Source organism: Brevibacterium pigmentatum (assembly GCF_011617465.1).
In the GTDB taxonomy this organism is placed as follows: Bacteria; Actinomycetota; Actinomycetes; order Actinomycetales; family Brevibacteriaceae; genus Brevibacterium; species Brevibacterium pigmentatum.
Genome location: NZ_CP050153.1, coordinates 2,917,924 through 2,935,339, shown reverse-complemented (window position 1 = coordinate 2,935,339; position 17,416 = coordinate 2,917,924). Strand labels below are relative to the sequence as shown.

The window sequence follows — 17,416 nt, the reverse complement described above, 5'->3', positions numbered from 1 at the left end:
CTCCTTGAGATGTGTGTTGTGTGGTGAAGAGTGCAGTTGAGGTGGGAGTCGCCGAGGCGGCTCAGCGGTGGTCGACCGCGCGGGCCAGCCGATCGCCGATGAACTGGATGATCGTGACGATGAGGACGAGGACGATGATGCAGGCGATCATCGTGTCCGCCTGGTAGCGCTGATAGCCGTAGGAGATCGCCAGCGCGCCCAGACCGCCGCCGCCCACGGCACCGGCCATCGCGGTGTAGGACACCAATGTCACCGAGGTGACCGTGGCAGCTCCGATGAGACCGGGCAGAGCTTCGGGGACGTAGACCTGGCGGATGACCTGGCCGTTCGAGGCTCCCATCATCAGGGCGGCTTCGATCTTGCCTTCGGAGACCTCGCGCAGCGAGTTCTCGACGAGACGGGCATAGAAGGGGATCGCGCCGATCGTCAGCGACACCACGGTCGCCTGCCAGCCCAGTGCTGAGCCGACGACGAATCGGGCGAAGGGGATGAGCGCGATGATGAGGATGATGAACGGGATCGAGCGAGTGATGTCGACGATGAAGGACAGCACCCGGTAGACGACCGGGTTCGAGTTCAGCCCGCCTCTCGATGCGGTGAACAGCCAGATGCCCAAGGGCAGTCCGAAGAGGACGGCAAGTCCGGTCGACCAGGCCGTCATGAGCAGAGTCTCGATGGTGGCCGGCCACATCTGATCGGTGATCGCCGGGTTGTCGAACCATGTGGGATCGTTCATCAGGCAGCCTCCTCCGCATAGATTCCATCGGCTTTCAGGGCGCTGATCAGCTCTTTCGCCTGTTCGGCCGTGTCAACGGAGAACCGCAGTCGACCGACCTGACGGCCTTCGATCGTCTCCACGGCTCCGGCGAGGATCGCCTCGGCGCTCGCTCCGGCATTCCGCGCGGCGGTGAGCACGGTGGGCAGGTCCGTTCCCGCCAGGGACACCTCGACGAGGCGGCTCGCCCCGTCATCGATGCTGACCGGTGGCAGGGGGACGAGATCCTTGGCCAGGACCGATCCGGGTTCGGCGATGACCTCGGCGAGTTTCCCGGTCTTGGCCACGCGGCCGTCGGCGAGCAGCGTCACGGAGTCGCAGATCTCGCGGATGACGGACATCTCGTGCGTGATGATGAGGACGGTGATGCCCAGGCGGTCGCGCAGCGAGCGGATGAGACCGAGGATCTGATCCGTCGTCGTCGAATCCAGCGCCGAGGTGGGCTCATCGCACAGCAGCACCTTCGGTTCGGCGGCCAGGGCGCGGGCGATGCCGACGCGCTGCTTCTGCCCGCCCGAGAGCTGGGAGGGGTAGTTGTCGACGCGGTCGCCGAGGCCGACGAACTCGAGGAGCTCACGGGCCTTGGCCAGACGTTCGGCCTTCGGCACTCCGGCGATCTTGAGCGGGTGGGCGACGTTCTTCAGCGCCGTGCTCGAGTCGAGGAGGTTGACGTGTTGGAAGACCATGCCGATGCTGCGGCGGGCCTCGCGCAGTCCGGAACCGGACTGGTTCGTGAGGTCGACGCCGTTGATCGACACCGTCCCGGAGGTGGGGGACTCGAGTCCGGTCAGGCAGCGGATGAGCGTGGACTTGCCGGCGCCGGAGCGGCCGACGATGCCGTGGATCTCTCCGGCCGGGACCGAGAGGTCGATCTCCTCCAGGGCGACGGTCTCTCCGAACACCTTCCGCAGTGCGCGCAGTTCGATCACAGGCGCCTCCTCGTGTGGTTGGTCAGTGCCGCGCACGGTGGTGGACGGCAGAAAAATGGGGATGGGTCGGTCTACGGTCCAGTAGGGCCGACGATTCAGGATGACAAGGAAACGCATGATCCTCACAGGTAGATGTCATAAAAAGACGCATAACGGAGTGATCGTGATGGAGAACTCACTCTCAGAGGACCCGGTCCAAGGTGACGACGAGATGAACTCGAATGAAAGCCGGCGACAATGCAAACCGCAGTTCTCCTTGTCGTAACCCCGCGGCCACCTCGGCGGCGTATCCCTGAAAAATCGGATTGGACCGGCCACGATGGGACGCACATGCACGAGCAGACGACGAGGATTGCAGCGATCGTTCCCTGCCACAACGAGGAGATCACCGTCGCCAAGGTCGTCGGCGACCTCAAGGCCGCCCTTCCCGGCATCACGGTCTACGTCTACGACAACTGCTCGAGCGATCGCACCTCACAGCGCGCCGCGGAAGCTGGTGCCATCGTCCGCAAGGAGGACGTCCCCGGCAAGGGCAACGTCGTCCGCCGCGCCTTCGCCGATATCGATGCCGACATCTACGTGATGATCGACGGCGACGATACCTACGAGGCGGCCCACCTGCCCGACATGATCGACACCCTGATCTCGGGCCCGTACGACCACGTGCTCGGTGTCCGCCAGGACAACCAGGAGACCACGTCGTACCGGCCCGGCCATGAAGCCGGGAACAAGATGTTCAACCGGCTGACCGGATGGCTCTTCGGCTCCGAAGTCTCCGACATGCTCTCGGGCTACCGCGTCTTCTCCCGCCGCTTCGTCAAATCGTTCCCCGCGATCAGCCGTCGGTTCGAGATCGAGACCGAGCTGACCGTGCACACGATGTCCCTTCGTCTTCCCACCACCGAGGTGGCCGTGGACTTCCGTGACCGACCCGACGGAAGCGAGTCGAAGCTGTCGACCTTCAAAGACGGGTTCCGCATCCTCGGGCTGATCTCCGCCCTCGTTCGACACGAACGACCCCGCCTGTTCTACGGCACACTCACCGCCGTGCTCGCCGCACTGTCGCTGGCCTTCGGCCTGCCCGTGGTGTGGGAGTTCTGGCAGACCGGACTCGTGCCCAGGTTCCCGACAGCGATCCTCGCCACTGCACTCATGGGACTGGCGTTCCTGCTCGGCAGCGTCGGCCTGACCCTGGACGGTCTGCGCCGAGCTCGTCGAGAGACCTCCCGCCTGGCCTACCTCAGTCTGCCTGCCGTCAGCGGTCGACCCGTCTCACAGCGCCAGACCCCGGGACAGACTGGTCCCGCGGATCGAGAGTTCTCAGCTCCGGAGGCGGAGATCTTTGCCGATGCAGCACGGTTGAAGCCGAGCCAGCAGGTGCGGGCACGCTTCGCTTCATGATCGAACAGCAATCGACGAATGATCCGGAGCCACGCCGCACTGACTCACCGAAGCCGAGTGCGAAGCCGCTGACCTCCTCCTCATGGCGCACCGGCTCGTCGGTGCGTGCTCTGCTGAAGCGACCTCTGCTGTGGGATCTGCTGCTCGGGGTCCTCACCGCGATCTGGTCGGCGATCTTCCTGCGTCTGTTCTGGCCGGGCCGGGTCAACGTCGACATCGCCAACCAGTACCTTCAGGCCACTGGAGAGATTCCGTACTCCGATTGGCATCCGCCGGTGATGAGCGCGGTGTGGGGAATCCTCCTCGACATCACCGGAGACCCGGGGAGCCTGCTTCTGTTGCAGGTCGGCCTGCTCGCCGCGGCCGCGTGGGGGACCGGTGTGCTCGTCCACCGATCCGGGGCGCCGAGGTGGGTGTCGCTCTTGGGGCCGACCATCATGGTCACCCCCTGGGTCGTCTCCCAGATGACGACGCTGTGGAAGGACACACAGATGGCCGTGGCCATCCTGCTGGCCGTCGTCCTCATTATGATCACTCGCTCCGTCCCGAAGACGTGGCCGCTGTGGCTTCCGGCGCTGGTCCTCCTCGTCTACGCGGTGGGAGTCCGGAAGAACGCGGTGTTCGCGGTCGTGCCGATCGCCGTCTACGGCGGATGGTGCTTGGTGCATCTGTGGCGGCACCGTCGCGGACGAGCTGGAGACTCAGCCACGACGGTCTCCGAGTCACCTGAGACTTCAGAGCCGCCAGCGGCCTCTGCGAAGAAAGGGCGCCCGCTTCTGCTGACGGCGGCCTCGTCACTGATCGTTCTCGTACTCATCGGCGGAGGTGTCAAGGTCACCGATGCTGTCATCGACTCGCAGATGGGAGTGACGAAGACCGGCCAGATCTCGCAGATCTTCCTCGACGATGTGATGTTCTCCGTCCCCGACGCCGAACTTAAGAAGTCCGGGGCCCCGAAGGAACTCACCGACCACATCAGTTCTGCCCGCGAGAAGTGCCTGGAGAAGGGTGAGCTCTGGGATTCGTACTGGAACTGCTTCGGCAAGGGCGAGAGCGGGGAGAACTTCTCGCCGATCGCTCACCAGGACGCGCTCAAGCAGCTGTGGCTCGACCACGTCATCACTCACCCGCTGCGGTACGCCGAATACCGGGCAGCTGTGTTCTCCTATTATTTCTTCACCTCCGGGGTCGAGTACTGGCCTGCTGAATGGAATGGCAAAGCGTCGGATGTCGGCATCGAGCAGGGTGATCCCAAAGCCGACTACATCATGCGCCCGTATGTCGAGGACTTCGCGCTCGGCACATTCCCGATGCTGTTCGCCCCCTGGTTCTGGACTCTGACAGCAGTGGTGCTGCTCGGCCTTGCCTATCGAGCGCATCGGAGCGGTCACGGGGGACCGGTCCGCAAGCGATCCTTCTGGCCCGAGATCACGACCTTGGCCGCCTCGGCGCTGTGCTACGTCTTCGGGTACTTCCCGATCGTGCCGGAGCACCATTTCCGGTACACGTTCTGGCCGGCACTGGGACTGACCATGGCCGCCGTGCTTGCGATCGCCATGTGGCGTCGCCCGGACCGGGACGCGGCCACCCGCCCGAGCGCGGCTTCCAGCAAGTCCGAATCCTAGGGCCATAGACTGGCACCAGTTATGAAAGAGTCATTATCGGATCGTCTCCGGCGCCTGGCGGTGGAAGCCTTCAAGTTCCTCACCGTCGGCGGGCTCGGCTATATCGTCGACGTCGGCCTGTCGAACCTTCTGGCCTATGGGTTCGGTCCGATCCCCGCTCTCCTCGAGGGCAGTCCGATCAAGTCGAAGATCGTCTCAACGATTCTGTCGATGATCGTCGTGTGGATCGGCAATAAGCTCTGGACCTACGGCGACCGGACCACGAACTCGAACATGCGCGGCATCGTCCTGTTCATCGCGGTCAACCTCGCCGGCATGATCATCACCGTCATCCCCCTCGGCGTGACGTGGTACCTGCTCGATATGCGCGACCAGCTCACCTACAACATCTCGACGAATGTCATCGGCATCGGACTGGCGATGATCTTCCGCTTCTACGCTTACCGCACGTGGGTCTTCAAAGACGAATCACCCCACGCCGAGGTGGTCGTGCCCATGGAGGAATCGAGCCGAGTCCCCGACGACCGGAGCTGAGAACCGCGGCCCCATGCACTGCTGGCTGAGATTGTCGCGTCGGGCTGATTGCAACCGCAAAACTGCCGCTTAGGTGGGGTGAATGGTCACGTCCTCCGCAGTATTCTGTGACCATTTCGCCTACCGAAGGGACGAGATAGCCCAGCCTGGGCACTCAGGCGGTGCCGCGGAGCTTGCGGTAGGCGCTGACTACGGGGGTCGGGGTGACGGTGCGCAGCTCGGCACGGAGCAGCATCCTCTTCTGCTTGAGCCAAGCCGACCGACGATTTGGCAGCTGACCGGCCCGTGCGCGGGTGGCCAACAGTCCGAGGTCTCGGCGCAGCTGTCCGTCTTGCGCGTGGAAGTAGTTCTCGGCCAGCCATTCAGAGTCAGGGAATCCGATTGACCCGGCAGCAACATCGGCCAATGTGCCGGTGGCACCGGAGCCTTCGAAGACCTCGTTGAGCAGCTCGGCGTTGAAGCCGAAGTCCGAGATGAGCAGGGTCGGAATGCCCTGATCGATGGATTCGAGTGCCGCAGTCGAGGACACAGTGACCAGGGCCGAGCCGTCCATGAGGAAGTCGCTGAGGGGACCGTAACCCAACTCGATGCGTTCCGTTCCAGGCACTCGGCGAGTGCGGAAGTCGTCCAGGATCTCGAAGTAGGAGTGCTGCTCGTGGTGGGTCTCGAACTCACCGGGGCGTGACCGCATCTTGATGATCGCCGTCGACTCCGGGTGAATGTCGGCGAATTCGGCCAGGGCAGCAATGATCGCCTCACGGCCGGCTCGCTCGGCCGGGACCTTCGCCTGCGGGGCGAAGACCAGAGTGCGTGGGGTCGCAGGGGCACCGGTTCGTGCGGCACCCGATGAGTAGGGCGCGGTGGTGACGGATGGTGGAGTCTCCTCGGCGAGGTGTTCCGCTGGTGCCGCGAGCTGCGGGATGCCCTCCGAACGCAGCATCGGAAGGCGCGCCAACAGGACTTCGCAGGGGACCTGCGACTGTGCGCTCGCCTCGGTGTAGGCGTTCACCTCGGCGGAGGAGTGGGCGATGAACGCATCCATCAGCCGGCGATAATTCATTCCTTTGCCGCTGGCCGGCAGACCCATTCCCGGCAGGCCCGAGACCAACGCCGGCCGGTCGGTGCGGGTGTGCGCGGTGAGGAAGACCTGGGCGACGATCGGACCGGTGGCGGCACCGAGGACGATATCGGGGGAGTGATCGGCGATGACCTGCGCGAGGTCGGACCGGGCGATGACGGGGACCTCGCGGTGCTCCCAATCGGTGCCGGCGACGGCACTGTCGATCTGCTCATCGGTCGGCAGGATCGGGTTGTCGACGAGAAACACGCGCCCCTCAACGTCGGGCAGACTGGAGAGCAGCTGGGTCGCCCATTTGAGGTAGGACTCGCTGTCGGAGACCGAGAGGATGCGGATCGGGGCGAGCCCTGCCGATCGCCGAGGCGGCAGCACCGGGCCGTCCGGATAGTTCGACTGTGCGGACGGCCCGTCCGCGCGGGTGCGCTCCGTCAGATGAGAGGGCCGCGGTGGCGCGTCGGAGTGCGACGGGGGCAGCATCGGCCCGCTGTAGTGGGGATCGCCTGGTTCAGGAATCGTCATCTGCCTTGACCGACTGGGCGTTGAGGGACTTTCGCAGACTATCGGGTGAAGCACCGGTCCACCACTTCGCGGGGATCTCGGTGACGTCGATCGTCACGTCCGGATTGAGCACGGACAGGGACACCGCAGCGGTCGACGGCAGGCTGCGGATCGTCGAATCCGGCGGCAGGTTGATCAGACGCAGCTCGATCGGCAGGCCGAGGTGCTTGATCCGCACCCGGTCATCACGGCCGAGGTCGGCCAGGAACTCCTCGGTTTCACGCCGATGCGGGTAGTACGTGATCGATCCGTGAGTGTCGATGATGTCGTCGACCCAGGCCCGGTAGGCGAAGGCGTCGATGAGTCCGTCGGCGGCCAGGGACGAACCGATGACCGGATTGTCCCGTGGGTGGCTGCCGCCGGTGGGCAGGGTCTGGAGGTGCTCGAACCGGTGGCGGGTGATTTCGCCACCGGACTTGAGGAACGCCTTGCGCAGCGGCTTCGCCACCGGCAGGGCAGTGTGCCAGCGCAGCTTGCCGACCGTCGCCAGGTGGCGAAGCCGGTCTGCGACGTGTGCGGCCATGACCGTGCGCGAAGCCTTGAGCTTCTGCCGGGGCCGGACGAGGGGACCGCGCTTGGCGGCGAGGATCTCGATCGCCGAATAGGTGGCCAGACCGTCGTCGAGGATGACGACCTCGGGCATGCGGCGCTCGAGATACGCAAGCGACAAGGCCTTGTGGACCTCACCCGAACAGGTATCGCCGAGGTAGATCCGATCGAAGGTGTTCTTGCGCAGCAGTCCCGGCTTCGCCCCGTCACGTTCGAGACGGACGTTCTTCGGCAGCCAGGCCGGGTCGAAGGCGTCGAGGAAGGACGTCATTCCCTTCGCGCTCGCCCGGGCGCGAATGAGCAGATCCTCCGTCGGCTCGTGGGATTCGAGTGCAGAGAGGAACTGCAGCGGGGATTCGACGAAGGCCACCGAGGTCATTCGGGTGCTCTTCTTCCCTGCGCAGCTCTTGCCTGCACCGTTCTTGACCGCCTCGTCCTTGGCCGCCGAGTCACTCGACTTCTTGGCCTTCTTCGAGTTCGCCTTGGTCTTCTCAGCCATCAGCAATTCAGCCATTCTTTCTCAGCTTCGATGGATCGACGGCGATGCCGTGGTCCTTGAGCACGTGTTGGGTGCGCTTCGCCTTCGAGACCACCCGCTGCTTGACGGCACTGAGGGTCTTCCTGTGCAAGGGGATCTCCTGTTGACCGGGCAGGTCGAGCTTGGTCAGGCGTTTGCGCTTGAAGTACTTCATATCGGGACCGCCCACAGCACCTGCGAGGAACTCGATCGCGTTCTGCCGCAGATAGGAGGCCGAGTCCGACTGCATGCAGTAGGTGACGGCATCGATGAGCGGATTGAGATCCTTCGTCGCACCGACTTGAGCATCGGCACCCGCCGCCCCCGACCCGGAAGACTCACGGGACGACGGCCCCGCCTCGGCGAGGTCGCCCGGCAGGGCATACCGGCCCGAGTGGAGGGCATCGATGATGGTCAGCGGGATGCGGTTGCTGTTCTGGTACGGCGCGAGCGCGGCCAGCAGCGCGGTGGTGCCGACGGCCGCTGTCTCGCAGCCGTAGAGTCCCTTCGCGGTCGCCAGTCCGGTCGAGAAGCAGGAGACGACGAGCTCGGGTCGGGTGGCGGAGACGACGATCTCGGCCAGCAGCGGCACGTCGGCGAGCACGAAGTCGAGGCCGAGTTCCTCGCTGCGCCTGCGCAGCGGACCGATCGTCGTCCGCGCCGAGGTCGGGTGCGGTTTGAAGATCACCGTGGTCAGACCTGCGTCCTTGACCTTGTCGAGCATCCGCAGGTGCAGATCGATCTCCTCCTCAGCCGTGATGAGGTCGAGCTGCGCAAGGTACTGACCGAGGACGAGCGCACTGCCTTCGATCGGCGCATCGAGACGGGCGCTCGCCAGCTCATCGGCCACCTCGGCGGTCATATCGTCGATGACTCCGGCCAGATCCGCGGTCGGCAGGACCACGCGCTGCGGGGAATGTTCGGCCAGCTGACGTGGGGTGATGCCGGGCAGAAGATCCGTATAGAAGATCGTCTTCAGCCGCTGCCACTGCGGCAGGGTGAGCGGATTGCGGATCGGTCCGTAGCTCATCAGCCCGTCCGAGTGGACGCTGATGTCAGCGGTGGCGAAGATCTGCGTGAGCGCCCCGGCAGGGTGGCCGGGCAGGGACTCGACGATGAGTTCGAGGTCATCGTGGTCGTCGATGGCCCATTCCCGGCGCAGGGCGCGTTCCATGATCGGCGCACGTTCGCCGGAGATGCCGAAGGCCTTCGGATGGTTGGGCCAGACCGTGGCATTCCAATCCACAACAGCATCGAAATCGGCGAGCAGTCCTGCCGATCCGGGCATGGCGTCGGCTGCCGGGGTGAGTTCGGGGGCGAAGGAATTGTTCGCCACGACGAGGATCCGACGTTCGTCCTGGTCACCGAGGCGGCCAGCGCGGATGAGCGCGGAGATGTTCGCGAGCTGGTATTGGGTGGAGATCTCGATGATCTGGGTCATCAGCGGGCCCTCCTGACGATCGGTTCGATCACGGGCAGCCGGCGTTCGCCGTAGTTCGTCAGCGCGAGGTCGATGACGTCGTTGCTGATGTTCTTCAAGGTGTTCACGGCACCGAGGTTGAGCTGCTCGCGCACGGTGCGCGACATCGATGAACCCCGGTTGAAGATCTGGAAGTAGAGGATAGAGAGGAAGTTGCGCACGGCCTTCTGCTCGAAGTCGCGGTTGTCCGGGTTCGTCTCGAGCATGGCGAAGACCGACCGGAAGGCCGGGATGAAGTCGAGCTGCCGTTCGTCGAAGATCGCCGTCAACGAGGTGGTGCTGCCCTTCCGGTAGCACAGGCCCGCCGTGTCGACGACGGCGAAGGTGTCGGCTTCGAGGTGGTGGCGCCATGTCCAGGGCCGGTCCTCGCAGGTGCGCAGCTCCGGGTTGAAGTCGAGGAGTCCGCGATCGGCCATGGAGCGGGAGTAGATGCCGGTCCAGCATTCCGGGAAGTCGACCATCGTCGATGCATCATGGGGCAGGATGTGCTCGCGTGGGTTCAGCGCCGTGTTGTGCTTCGCGCAGGGGGCCCGGCGCAGCTTCCGGTTGAAGCCGTTGACGATGAGGTAGTTCGTCTTCACGAAGTCGACACCGAGTCCCGTGATGGCGTCGGTGAGCGAGCGCAGGTGCCCGGGTGCGTACCAGTCGTCGGCGTCGAGGTAGGTGATCGTCCGTCCGCTCGACGCTTCGAGGGCCGCGTTGCGGGCGGTGGAGACCCCACGGGATTCCGCGTTGTGGATCTCGACGAGATTGAGCCGGTCGGCGTAGTCCGCGATCACCCCGGCCGTGTCGTCGGCCGAGCCGTCATTGACGACGACGACCTCGAGTTCGTCCTTGCCGAATCCCTGATTGACGAGGCCTCTGAGGCTTCCGCCGATCGTCTCTTCGGCGTTCTTCGCCGCGATGACGACGCTGACGACTGGTTGGGGCATGTGGTCCTTCCGCAGAATCCCGATTGCTGTTCGCGTCCGATCGATCGTAGGGGTGGGAAGAGAACAGAAAGTTGCGCGCAGGTGTCCGGGAATGTTCGCCGACGTTCATCTGGTGTTCGTCCCCTGCCTCTAGTCTTGGCCGATGCAGAGCCTGCGACTCTTCCACTTCGACATCCCGACCTGGGGCAACTTCGGTGACAAAGTCCTGTTCCCGGTCGTCAGGGATGCTTTCCGGGTCCTCGGCGGTGCGGATTCCGCGCGTGGGGAGCCGAACTTCACGTTCGCCTCGGCGGCGGCTCTGCGGCGCGAAGTCGATGAGGCGGCGGTGGCCCGAATCAATGCCACCGCTGATGCCGTCGTCATCGGCGGTGGCGGACTGTTCCTGCAGGATACGAACCCGAACCGGCTGTCCGGGTGGCAGTGGAAGATCTCACCCGAGGCTCTTCGCAGCCTCGAGATTCCCCTCATCGTCTATGCGCTCGGGGACAACCGGTTTCCCGGGCAGCCGGAGTTCGACGACCTCATGCGCGCGCACGTGAGGCAGGTGCTCGACCAGTCGGCCTTCTTCGGATTGCGCAACACCGGGAGCATGTCGACGATGGGCGCGCTGTTGGGGGAGTCGGACCGCATCGTCTTCCAGCCGTGTCCGACGACGATCCTCGATCACCTGTACGCGCCGTTGGCCGCCCGGCGACCGGATCCGAGTGAGAAGACCGTGGCCATCCAGATGCTCGTCCATCCGCGGCAGATCGCGGCTGGGTACGATGCCGAGACCATCCACGAGGCGACCGTCCGTGCCGCTCGGATCCTCGTCGGCAAGGGGTGGAGAGTGCTGAGCACGCCGTTCCATCCCGATGATGCGGAGGTCTCCCGTCGGCTTGTCGCCGAGGTGGCCGGAGTCGAAGAGGTGCGACTGTACGGCCATGATGTCGGGTTCTTCTCCGGCATCGACGTCTTCGCGTCCGTGCCGTATGTGCTCGGCGGGCGCGGGCATGCGCAGATGATTCCGTTCGGTGTCGGTTCGATTCCGATCTCCGTCGATCTGCATGCGAAGCTCGGCTATTTCGCTGAGAATATCGGGCATCCGGAGTTCGTGGTGCCGGTCGGGCCGGAGGGGATGCGCAGCGGGGCGACGTCGGGCGGCGGGGCGACGTCGGGCTCCGGCGCCGAGGTTGGAAGCGGCGTGGCGACGGGCACCGGTACGACCCCGGGCACCGGCACCGAGGCGGGCAGCAACTCCGAGGCAGCCGATGCGCTGGCTGCCCGGATGGTCGCCGCGCTTGAGCATGCGTATGCCGGTGGCGCCGATCTGCAGGCCGATCTGGCCGACACCCGTGCACGATTCGCCGGAGTCACCGAGGACAACCTTGCCGGCATCCGTGACTCTCTGCAGCCGCGCACCCGGACGACGCCGTCGCCGGGCTGGGGCGGGGGCGGTGCCGGTCCGTGCATAGAAGACACGGATTCGCGCACCGCCGGCGTATCCCCGCAGCCAAACGGTCCGCGTCTGCGCATGGCCGAAGACATCCGCGCTGAGGAATTCCATGTCGCCGCCATCGCCGAATCCGAGGAGGTCGCGGCCCAACAGGCCCGCGCGCTGGCCCGGGTCGACCGGGATCTCGATCAGGCGCGACGCGAACACGCACGCTCCCTGGAAGACGCCCGCACCCGAGCGCAGGAGAAGCTGCGCGCCCTCGAAGGCGAACGCGACGAAGCGTTCACAGAGGTCGAACATCAGCACGGCCGCATCGCCGAGCTCGACAAGCAGATCGCGGCGCTGAGCGAGGAAGCGACACGGAGCGCTCAAGCACTCGACGACGTGGAGCAGCGCACCGCAGGTGACGAGGCACGTGTGCTCGCGGCCAAGGTGCGTCACGGAATCCGGTGGAGACTCCGCCGACTGAAACGTCGCGGCTGACGACGGCGGGGACACGGATCGATCGAGCCCCCTCGGTGAGGGGACAGCGAACCCAACCCGCCGCTGACGACGGCGGGAATGCGAACCGGTACCACCACCTCGGCGAGGGAACGCGAATCGGCGCCACCACCTCGGTGAGGTGATGGCGCCGAATCAACGCTCGCGTCCGGGCAAGCGCCCGGTGTCAGGTGTGGTTCAGGCCGTGACCTTGCGCAGCGAGTCGATCTTCGATTCCTCGCCCGGCATGACGCGCTTCTGCCCGTCGCCGAATGCGGTTTCGAGGACGCGGACGCCCTTGACGAGGGAGGCGAACTCGCGCGGTTCCATCGATGCGGACTGGTCGGATCCCCACATCGAGGAGTCGAGCGTGATGTGACGTTCGATGGTCACAGCACCCAGAGCGGCGGCGGCGAAGGAGATCTCGAGGCCGAGCTCGTGGCCGGAGTAGCCGACCGGGACTCCGTAGCGTTCGCGCATAGCCGGAATCGCCTTGAGGTTGACCTCTTCGGGCGGCAGCGGGTAGGTCGAGGTGGCGTGCATGAGCACGAGCTTGTCACGGTCGAAGACCTCGACGGCCCGGTCGAGGGTCTCCCAATCGGACATGCCCGAGGAGCACAGGACGGGCTTGCCGGTGGCGGCGATCGCGCGCAGCAGCTCGAAGTCCGTCAGCGAGGCCGAAGCGACCTTGTAGGTCAGGGCGTCGAACTCGTTCTCGAGGAAGTCGACGGAGTCGGTGTCCCACGGGGAGGCGAACCACTGCAGTCCGACTTCCTTCGCGTAGCGGTCGATCTCGGTGTATTCGTCGATGCCGAACTCGACGCGGTGCTTGTAGTCGATGTAGGTCATCTCGCCCCACGGGGTCGAGCGCATCTTCGACTTCTGGTGTTCGGGGACGGCCACCTCGGGGTTGCGCTTCTGGAACTTCACAGCCTGGGCGCCGGCGGTGACGGCGACGTCCATGAGCTGCTTGGCGATGTCGACGTCTCCGTTGTGGTTGATGCCGATCTCACCGATCATGTACACGGGCTGGTTCGGGCCGACGAGGTGTTCTCCGATGGCCACGGGGGCGAGTTGATCAGTCATGAAACCTGCTTTCGGTTGGCACGCGAAATCTCCGCGCGGTGGGTGAACTGCGGCTGGTGCCGCGGGACGGACGGTTGATCGTCGGGGAAGGCGGACGCGTGGCCGGACATGGCCGCCGACTGGTGGCCGGCCAGATGTTCTGACTGGTGGCCTGCCAAGGTCGATGGGTGTCCGGTGGGCGACCGCAGTGAGGTCAGCGTCGGATTCGGAAGTGGTTCGGCCGCCTCGGCGGGGATCGGGATGAGGTCGCAGACCTCACGCACCGCACCCCGTCCGCCGGGCCGATCGAGGATGACGCGGGCGGCAGCGAGGACCCGCGGGTGGGCGTCGGCGACGGCGATGGGCCAACCGACGACGTCGAAGGCCTCGAGGTCGTTGATGTCGTTGCCGACGTAGGCCACGCGGGCCGGGTCGAGGTCGTTGGCGGTGATCCACGCGTCGAGGATGCTCGCCTTGTTGTCGATGCCCTGGGCGACGTCGACGCCCAGCTTCTCCGCACGGCGGGTGACGACCGGGTTGCGTTCCTTCGACAGGATCATCATGGGCACGCCGGACTTCACGAGGCGCGAGACGCCCATGCCGTCGCCGCGGTGGACGCGGACCTGTTCGTTTCCGTCCTCGTCGACGTAGGCACCGTCGTCGGTGTGGACGCCGTCGAAGTCGGTGACCAGGGCGTCGACGTCGATGACCTGCGCGGTCTCCTGCTTCGAGGCGATGGCGCGGACGAGGGTGAGGTCGGACATGTCGTCGATCTCGCGGGCGTGCTCGGGCGGGACCTCCTCGATGCCGATGCGGCCGAAGAAGCGGTGCTCGTGCTCGATGAGGCCGGAGGTGCGCATGACGTAGAAGGCGCCGGTTTCGTTGAAGTGCTTGGCGCGGTCCTGGCGGCGCGGGCGGAAGCTGGCTTCGTGTCCGACGGCCACAGCCTGGGTGTCGTCGTCGAGGCGCCACAGGAAGGAGTGGTCTTCGACGGCGGAGAAGACGACGTCGGCGTCGTCGTCACGGACCGTGCGCACTGCGTTTTCGATCGAGGCGGAGTCGATGAACGGGGAGGTGCACTGCATGAACACGGTGATGTCGAAGTCCTCGTCGAGGGTCGACAGGGTGTGGATGAGTGCGGATTCGCTGGTTGCGGTGTCTCCGGCGATCTCGGCGGGACGGTGGGCCACCTCGGCGCCGGCGCGGACGGCTTCGGCTGCGATTCCGTCGTGGTCGGTCGAGACGATCACACGGTCGATGCTGGGGCTGGCCTGGGCGGCGTTGATGGCGCGGGCCAGCAGCGAGATTCCCGCAACCTTCTGCAGGTTCTTCAGCGGGATGCCCTTGGATCCTCCGCGCGCGGGGATGATCGCGACGGTGCGGTGGGGAGTGGGGGAGGTGCTTTCTGCCGCCTCATTTGCGGCCACGGTGGTGCGCGCATCCGGCTTCATTTCTGACTGAAACTCGGTTGCGTTGGGCTCGTAGGTCGTCGATTGGTCATTCACAATGATTCGACGCTAACGACGGGGTGTTACCTCGAGGTGAACACGCTATGTCGCCGAGGCGACCCTTCGATGGCGAACCCGTGACCGATGCGCTGGTGGTTGGCGGACGATGGGTGCTGACTGGGCAGAGCCAGTGGAAGCCTCATCGACTTTTGGACGGATAATCCGGTTCGAATACGAGTATCTGCTCAAAAGGCGATGACGAGTGGAACAGAACTCGATGACAGGTCGAACAGAACTCAATGAGGTGCAGCTCGAAGCTGTCAGCGGCGTGGTTCGGCGACGCCAGTGCGGCGCGTAAGTACCCGCCAACGTCAGCCGATCAGCGCCAGGTGATGTTCCACATGCGGTTGTTCCAGGCCGAGAACGGGATGACCTCGCCGGTGTAGATGGGCCAGAAGTAGGCGAAGGCGAGGATGGCTGCGACGAGGACGAGGCCGACGCTCAGCCGCCTGGCGAACAGCGCCGCCGAGATCCGGGCGAAACGCTGCTTCTTCACCGGCCCTGCCGCCATTCGCTCAGCGGCCGAAGCTGACGGCACCGACGGCGAACCGACCTGGTGCGCGGCCGCTTGCCCGGTGACAGCCGCCCGCCCACCCGCAGGCACCCGTCCCCAGACGAGAGTCAGGCAGTACGTCACCGCGAGCACCACGAAGGGCACCATGACGATGGTGTAGAAAGTGAAGATCGTCCGCTCCTGGTAGGCGAACCATGGCAGCCAGGTCGCTGCCAGGCCGGCGAGGATGACGGCGGGGCGGACGTCTCGGCGGATGATCCACACGATGAGGCAGACGAGCACCGCCAAGGCGGCCAAGCCCCAGATCACAGGATTGCCCACCGAGGTGATCGCCGAGGAGCACTTCGCGGCCATGCACCCCATATCGCCCTTGTCGTAGGACTCGTAGTAGAACGACGTCGGCCGCCACTGCACGATCCAACCCCACGGGTTCGACATGTACGGATGCTCCGAGTCCAGTCCGACGTGGAACGAATACGCCGTGTAGTGGTAGTGCGCCAGCGACGGCAGCCAGTCCAACCACTCCGGCAGTGCACGCCACCAGCCGAAATTCTCAGCCGCCCACTGCCGGTCCCACGCACCGTCCGACCGGATCCACCCGGTCCAGCACGCCAGATAGGTCACGACCGCGATCGGCACGAGTTTGAAGAACGACGGGATGCTGTCGCGGATGAACATGCCCAGCCACGGATGCACGACCCCGGCCCGATACCGCGAATGCACATCCCACAGAACGAGCAGAATCCCGAACGCCGCCAATGCATACAGACCCGACCACTTCACTCCCGCAGCCAGGCCGAGGCTGATCCCTGCCGCGAAGATCCAGGGACGCACGCCGAGGCGGGGCCCGAAGTTGATCACGTCCCTGGATTTGGCCCGATGCCGACGTCGGGCTGCCGCGGTGGGCGGGGCCGCCTCGGTGACAGGGGCCGTTGAGGAAATCGACTCGGTGAGTGCGGGCGGGAAGGTTCGGGGGATCTCATTGGGGTCGGAAGGGGCGGAGGCGGCCGCCTCGGTGGGGGACGACGTGGGCGTCGGCGCCGCCTCGGTGAGGTTCGGTGTGGGAGCTGGTGCCGCCTCGGTGGGAGTGGATGGGGGCGAGGGATTCGTCGTCGATCGGGTCCAGGTGGCCAAGCGTTTCGTCACCTGCTCGCGGTCGAGGAGGATGAAGAAGAAGGCGAGGAGGACGAAGGCCATGAGCACGATGTCGAGCAGGCTCGTGCGGGAATGGACGAAGTGCTCGCCGTCGATGGCGAGGAGGCCGGCGGCGACGCAGGCGAAGAACGCCGAGCGGAAGAGCTTCCAGGCGATGACGCCGAGGAGGAAGATCGTCAGGGTGCCGATGATTGCCACGGTGAAGCGCCAGCCGAACGAATCGTCGGCGCCGAAGAGGTCGATGCCCCACCCGATGAGCCATTTGCCCAGGGGTGGATGGACGACGTATTCGGGGGTGGGCTCGATGACGCTGGGGTCGCCGGCGTTGAAGGAGTCGTCGGCGTTCTCGGGCCAGGAGCGTTCGTACCCGAAGTTGATGACCGAGTAGCCGTCCTTGACGTAGTAGGTCTCGTCGAAGATCAGGCGATGCGGGAAGTCGAGGCGGAAGAGGCGCAGGGTCGCGCCGATTCCGGTGATGACGAGCAGCGTGGGCCACATCCACAGCGGTGCGCGGGTGGCCCACATGCCGGCGTGGAAGGTTTCGCGGCGCATCGTAGCGGCGCCGGCACGCACCTTTTCGCGTTTCCTCGCCAGGCGCTCGCGGGCGATGCGCCTGGTGGGGGCCGGGGAGTCTGCGGTGTGTGTCATCGGAGTCCAGTTTAGAGATCTCGGCGGGCGGGGCTCTCATGCGACCCGCAGGGAAGACAGCGGTTGTTGAGGGGCTGGGCGGTCGGAGAGGCGGGGAACGGGGGAGTGCTGGGTGGGTTTGCTGCGGCCGGCGGGGATGTGCGGGGTGCGCTGACAGCAGGCGGGGCGGTCGGCTGGGCCGGCTCGGCATGAGGTTCGGCACCTTGAGCAGGATTCTTGGGCATTCGCCTGCG

Annotated in this window: 13 protein-coding genes; 4 read left to right on the top strand and 9 right to left on the bottom strand. The window is 65.5% G+C overall.

Annotated features, from left to right (window positions below; genetic code table 11):
- Positions 1 to 61: 61 nt before the first annotated feature.
- Positions 62 to 736, bottom strand: coding sequence for a methionine ABC transporter permease (locus GUY30_RS13315; protein ID WP_167198467.1), 675 nt, complete (start codon positions 734 to 736; stop codon positions 62 to 64).
- The gene (locus GUY30_RS13310) at positions 736 to 1,704 is read right to left on the bottom strand and encodes a methionine ABC transporter ATP-binding protein (protein WP_167198465.1); all 969 of its coding nucleotides are present in this window, start codon (positions 1,702 to 1,704) and stop codon (positions 736 to 738) included. The genes GUY30_RS13315 and GUY30_RS13310 overlap by 1 nt, the downstream gene beginning before the upstream one ends.
- A gap of 330 nt (positions 1,705 to 2,034) precedes the next feature.
- On the opposite strand from GUY30_RS13310, the gene GUY30_RS13305 reads away from it, so the two are divergent.
- The 3 genes from GUY30_RS13305 to GUY30_RS13295 are packed head-to-tail and all read left to right on the top strand — an operon-like array spanning position 2,035 to position 5,264.
- A complete protein-coding gene (locus tag GUY30_RS13305) occupies positions 2,035 to 3,105 on the top strand; it encodes a glycosyltransferase (protein WP_167198463.1) in 1,071 nt (356 codons plus the stop codon).
- Positions 3,102 to 4,730: a hypothetical protein gene (locus tag GUY30_RS13300; RefSeq protein ID WP_167198460.1), complete on the top strand. Its 1,629-nt coding sequence runs from the start codon at positions 3,102 to 3,104 to the stop codon at positions 4,728 to 4,730. Before GUY30_RS13305 ends, GUY30_RS13300 begins: the two co-directional genes overlap by 4 nt.
- 60 nt (positions 4,731 to 4,790) lie before the next feature.
- Positions 4,791 to 5,264: a GtrA family protein gene (locus GUY30_RS13295; protein ID WP_228281345.1), complete on the top strand. Its 474-nt coding sequence runs from the start codon at positions 4,791 to 4,793 to the stop codon at positions 5,262 to 5,264.
- Between the two features lie 154 nt (positions 5,265 to 5,418).
- Here the strand turns inward: GUY30_RS13295 and GUY30_RS13290 are convergent, their stop codons facing one another.
- From GUY30_RS13290 to GUY30_RS13275, 4 genes are read right to left on the bottom strand one after another with little or no spacing between them, the layout of a single operon-like run.
- Positions 5,419 to 6,819, bottom strand: a complete 1,401-nt coding sequence (locus tag GUY30_RS13290) for a DUF6716 putative glycosyltransferase (RefSeq protein WP_228281338.1) — start codon at positions 6,817 to 6,819, stop codon at positions 5,419 to 5,421.
- Positions 6,820 to 6,847: 28 nt separating this feature from the next.
- Positions 6,848 to 7,963: a polysialyltransferase family glycosyltransferase gene (locus GUY30_RS13285; RefSeq protein ID WP_228281337.1), complete on the bottom strand. Its 1,116-nt coding sequence runs from the start codon at positions 7,961 to 7,963 to the stop codon at positions 6,848 to 6,850.
- Positions 7,956 to 9,407, bottom strand: coding sequence for a polysialyltransferase family glycosyltransferase (locus GUY30_RS13280; RefSeq protein ID WP_167198456.1), 1,452 nt, complete (start codon positions 9,405 to 9,407; stop codon positions 7,956 to 7,958). Before GUY30_RS13280 ends, GUY30_RS13285 begins: the two co-directional genes overlap by 8 nt.
- The gene (locus GUY30_RS13275) at positions 9,407 to 10,378 is read right to left on the bottom strand and encodes a glycosyltransferase family 2 protein (RefSeq protein ID WP_167198453.1); all 972 of its coding nucleotides are present in this window, start codon (positions 10,376 to 10,378) and stop codon (positions 9,407 to 9,409) included. The genes GUY30_RS13280 and GUY30_RS13275 overlap by 1 nt, the downstream gene beginning before the upstream one ends.
- A gap of 142 nt (positions 10,379 to 10,520) precedes the next feature.
- On the opposite strand from GUY30_RS13275, the gene GUY30_RS13270 reads away from it, so the two are divergent.
- A complete protein-coding gene (locus GUY30_RS13270) occupies positions 10,521 to 12,296 on the top strand; it encodes a polysaccharide pyruvyl transferase family protein (RefSeq protein ID WP_167198450.1) in 1,776 nt (591 codons plus the stop codon).
- A gap of 195 nt (positions 12,297 to 12,491) precedes the next feature.
- Here the strand turns inward: GUY30_RS13270 and GUY30_RS13265 are convergent, their stop codons facing one another.
- The 3 genes from GUY30_RS13265 to GUY30_RS13255 all read right to left on the bottom strand — a co-directional run bounded on the left by GUY30_RS13265 (position 12,492) and on the right by GUY30_RS13255 (position 17,183).
- The gene (locus GUY30_RS13265) at positions 12,492 to 13,379 is read right to left on the bottom strand and encodes an N-acetylneuraminate synthase family protein (protein WP_167198448.1); all 888 of its coding nucleotides are present in this window, start codon (positions 13,377 to 13,379) and stop codon (positions 12,492 to 12,494) included.
- Entirely contained in the window at positions 13,376 to 14,809 is a 1,434-nt protein-coding gene (locus GUY30_RS13260) for an acylneuraminate cytidylyltransferase (protein ID WP_228281335.1), read from the bottom strand. The genes GUY30_RS13265 and GUY30_RS13260 overlap by 4 nt, the downstream gene beginning before the upstream one ends.
- Positions 14,810 to 15,185: 376 nt before the next feature.
- On the bottom strand, positions 15,186 to 17,183 hold the full coding sequence (locus GUY30_RS13255; RefSeq protein WP_228281331.1) for a dolichyl-phosphate-mannose--protein mannosyltransferase: 1,998 nt from the start codon (positions 17,181 to 17,183) through the stop codon (positions 15,186 to 15,188).
- Positions 17,184 to 17,416 lie beyond the last annotated feature (233 nt).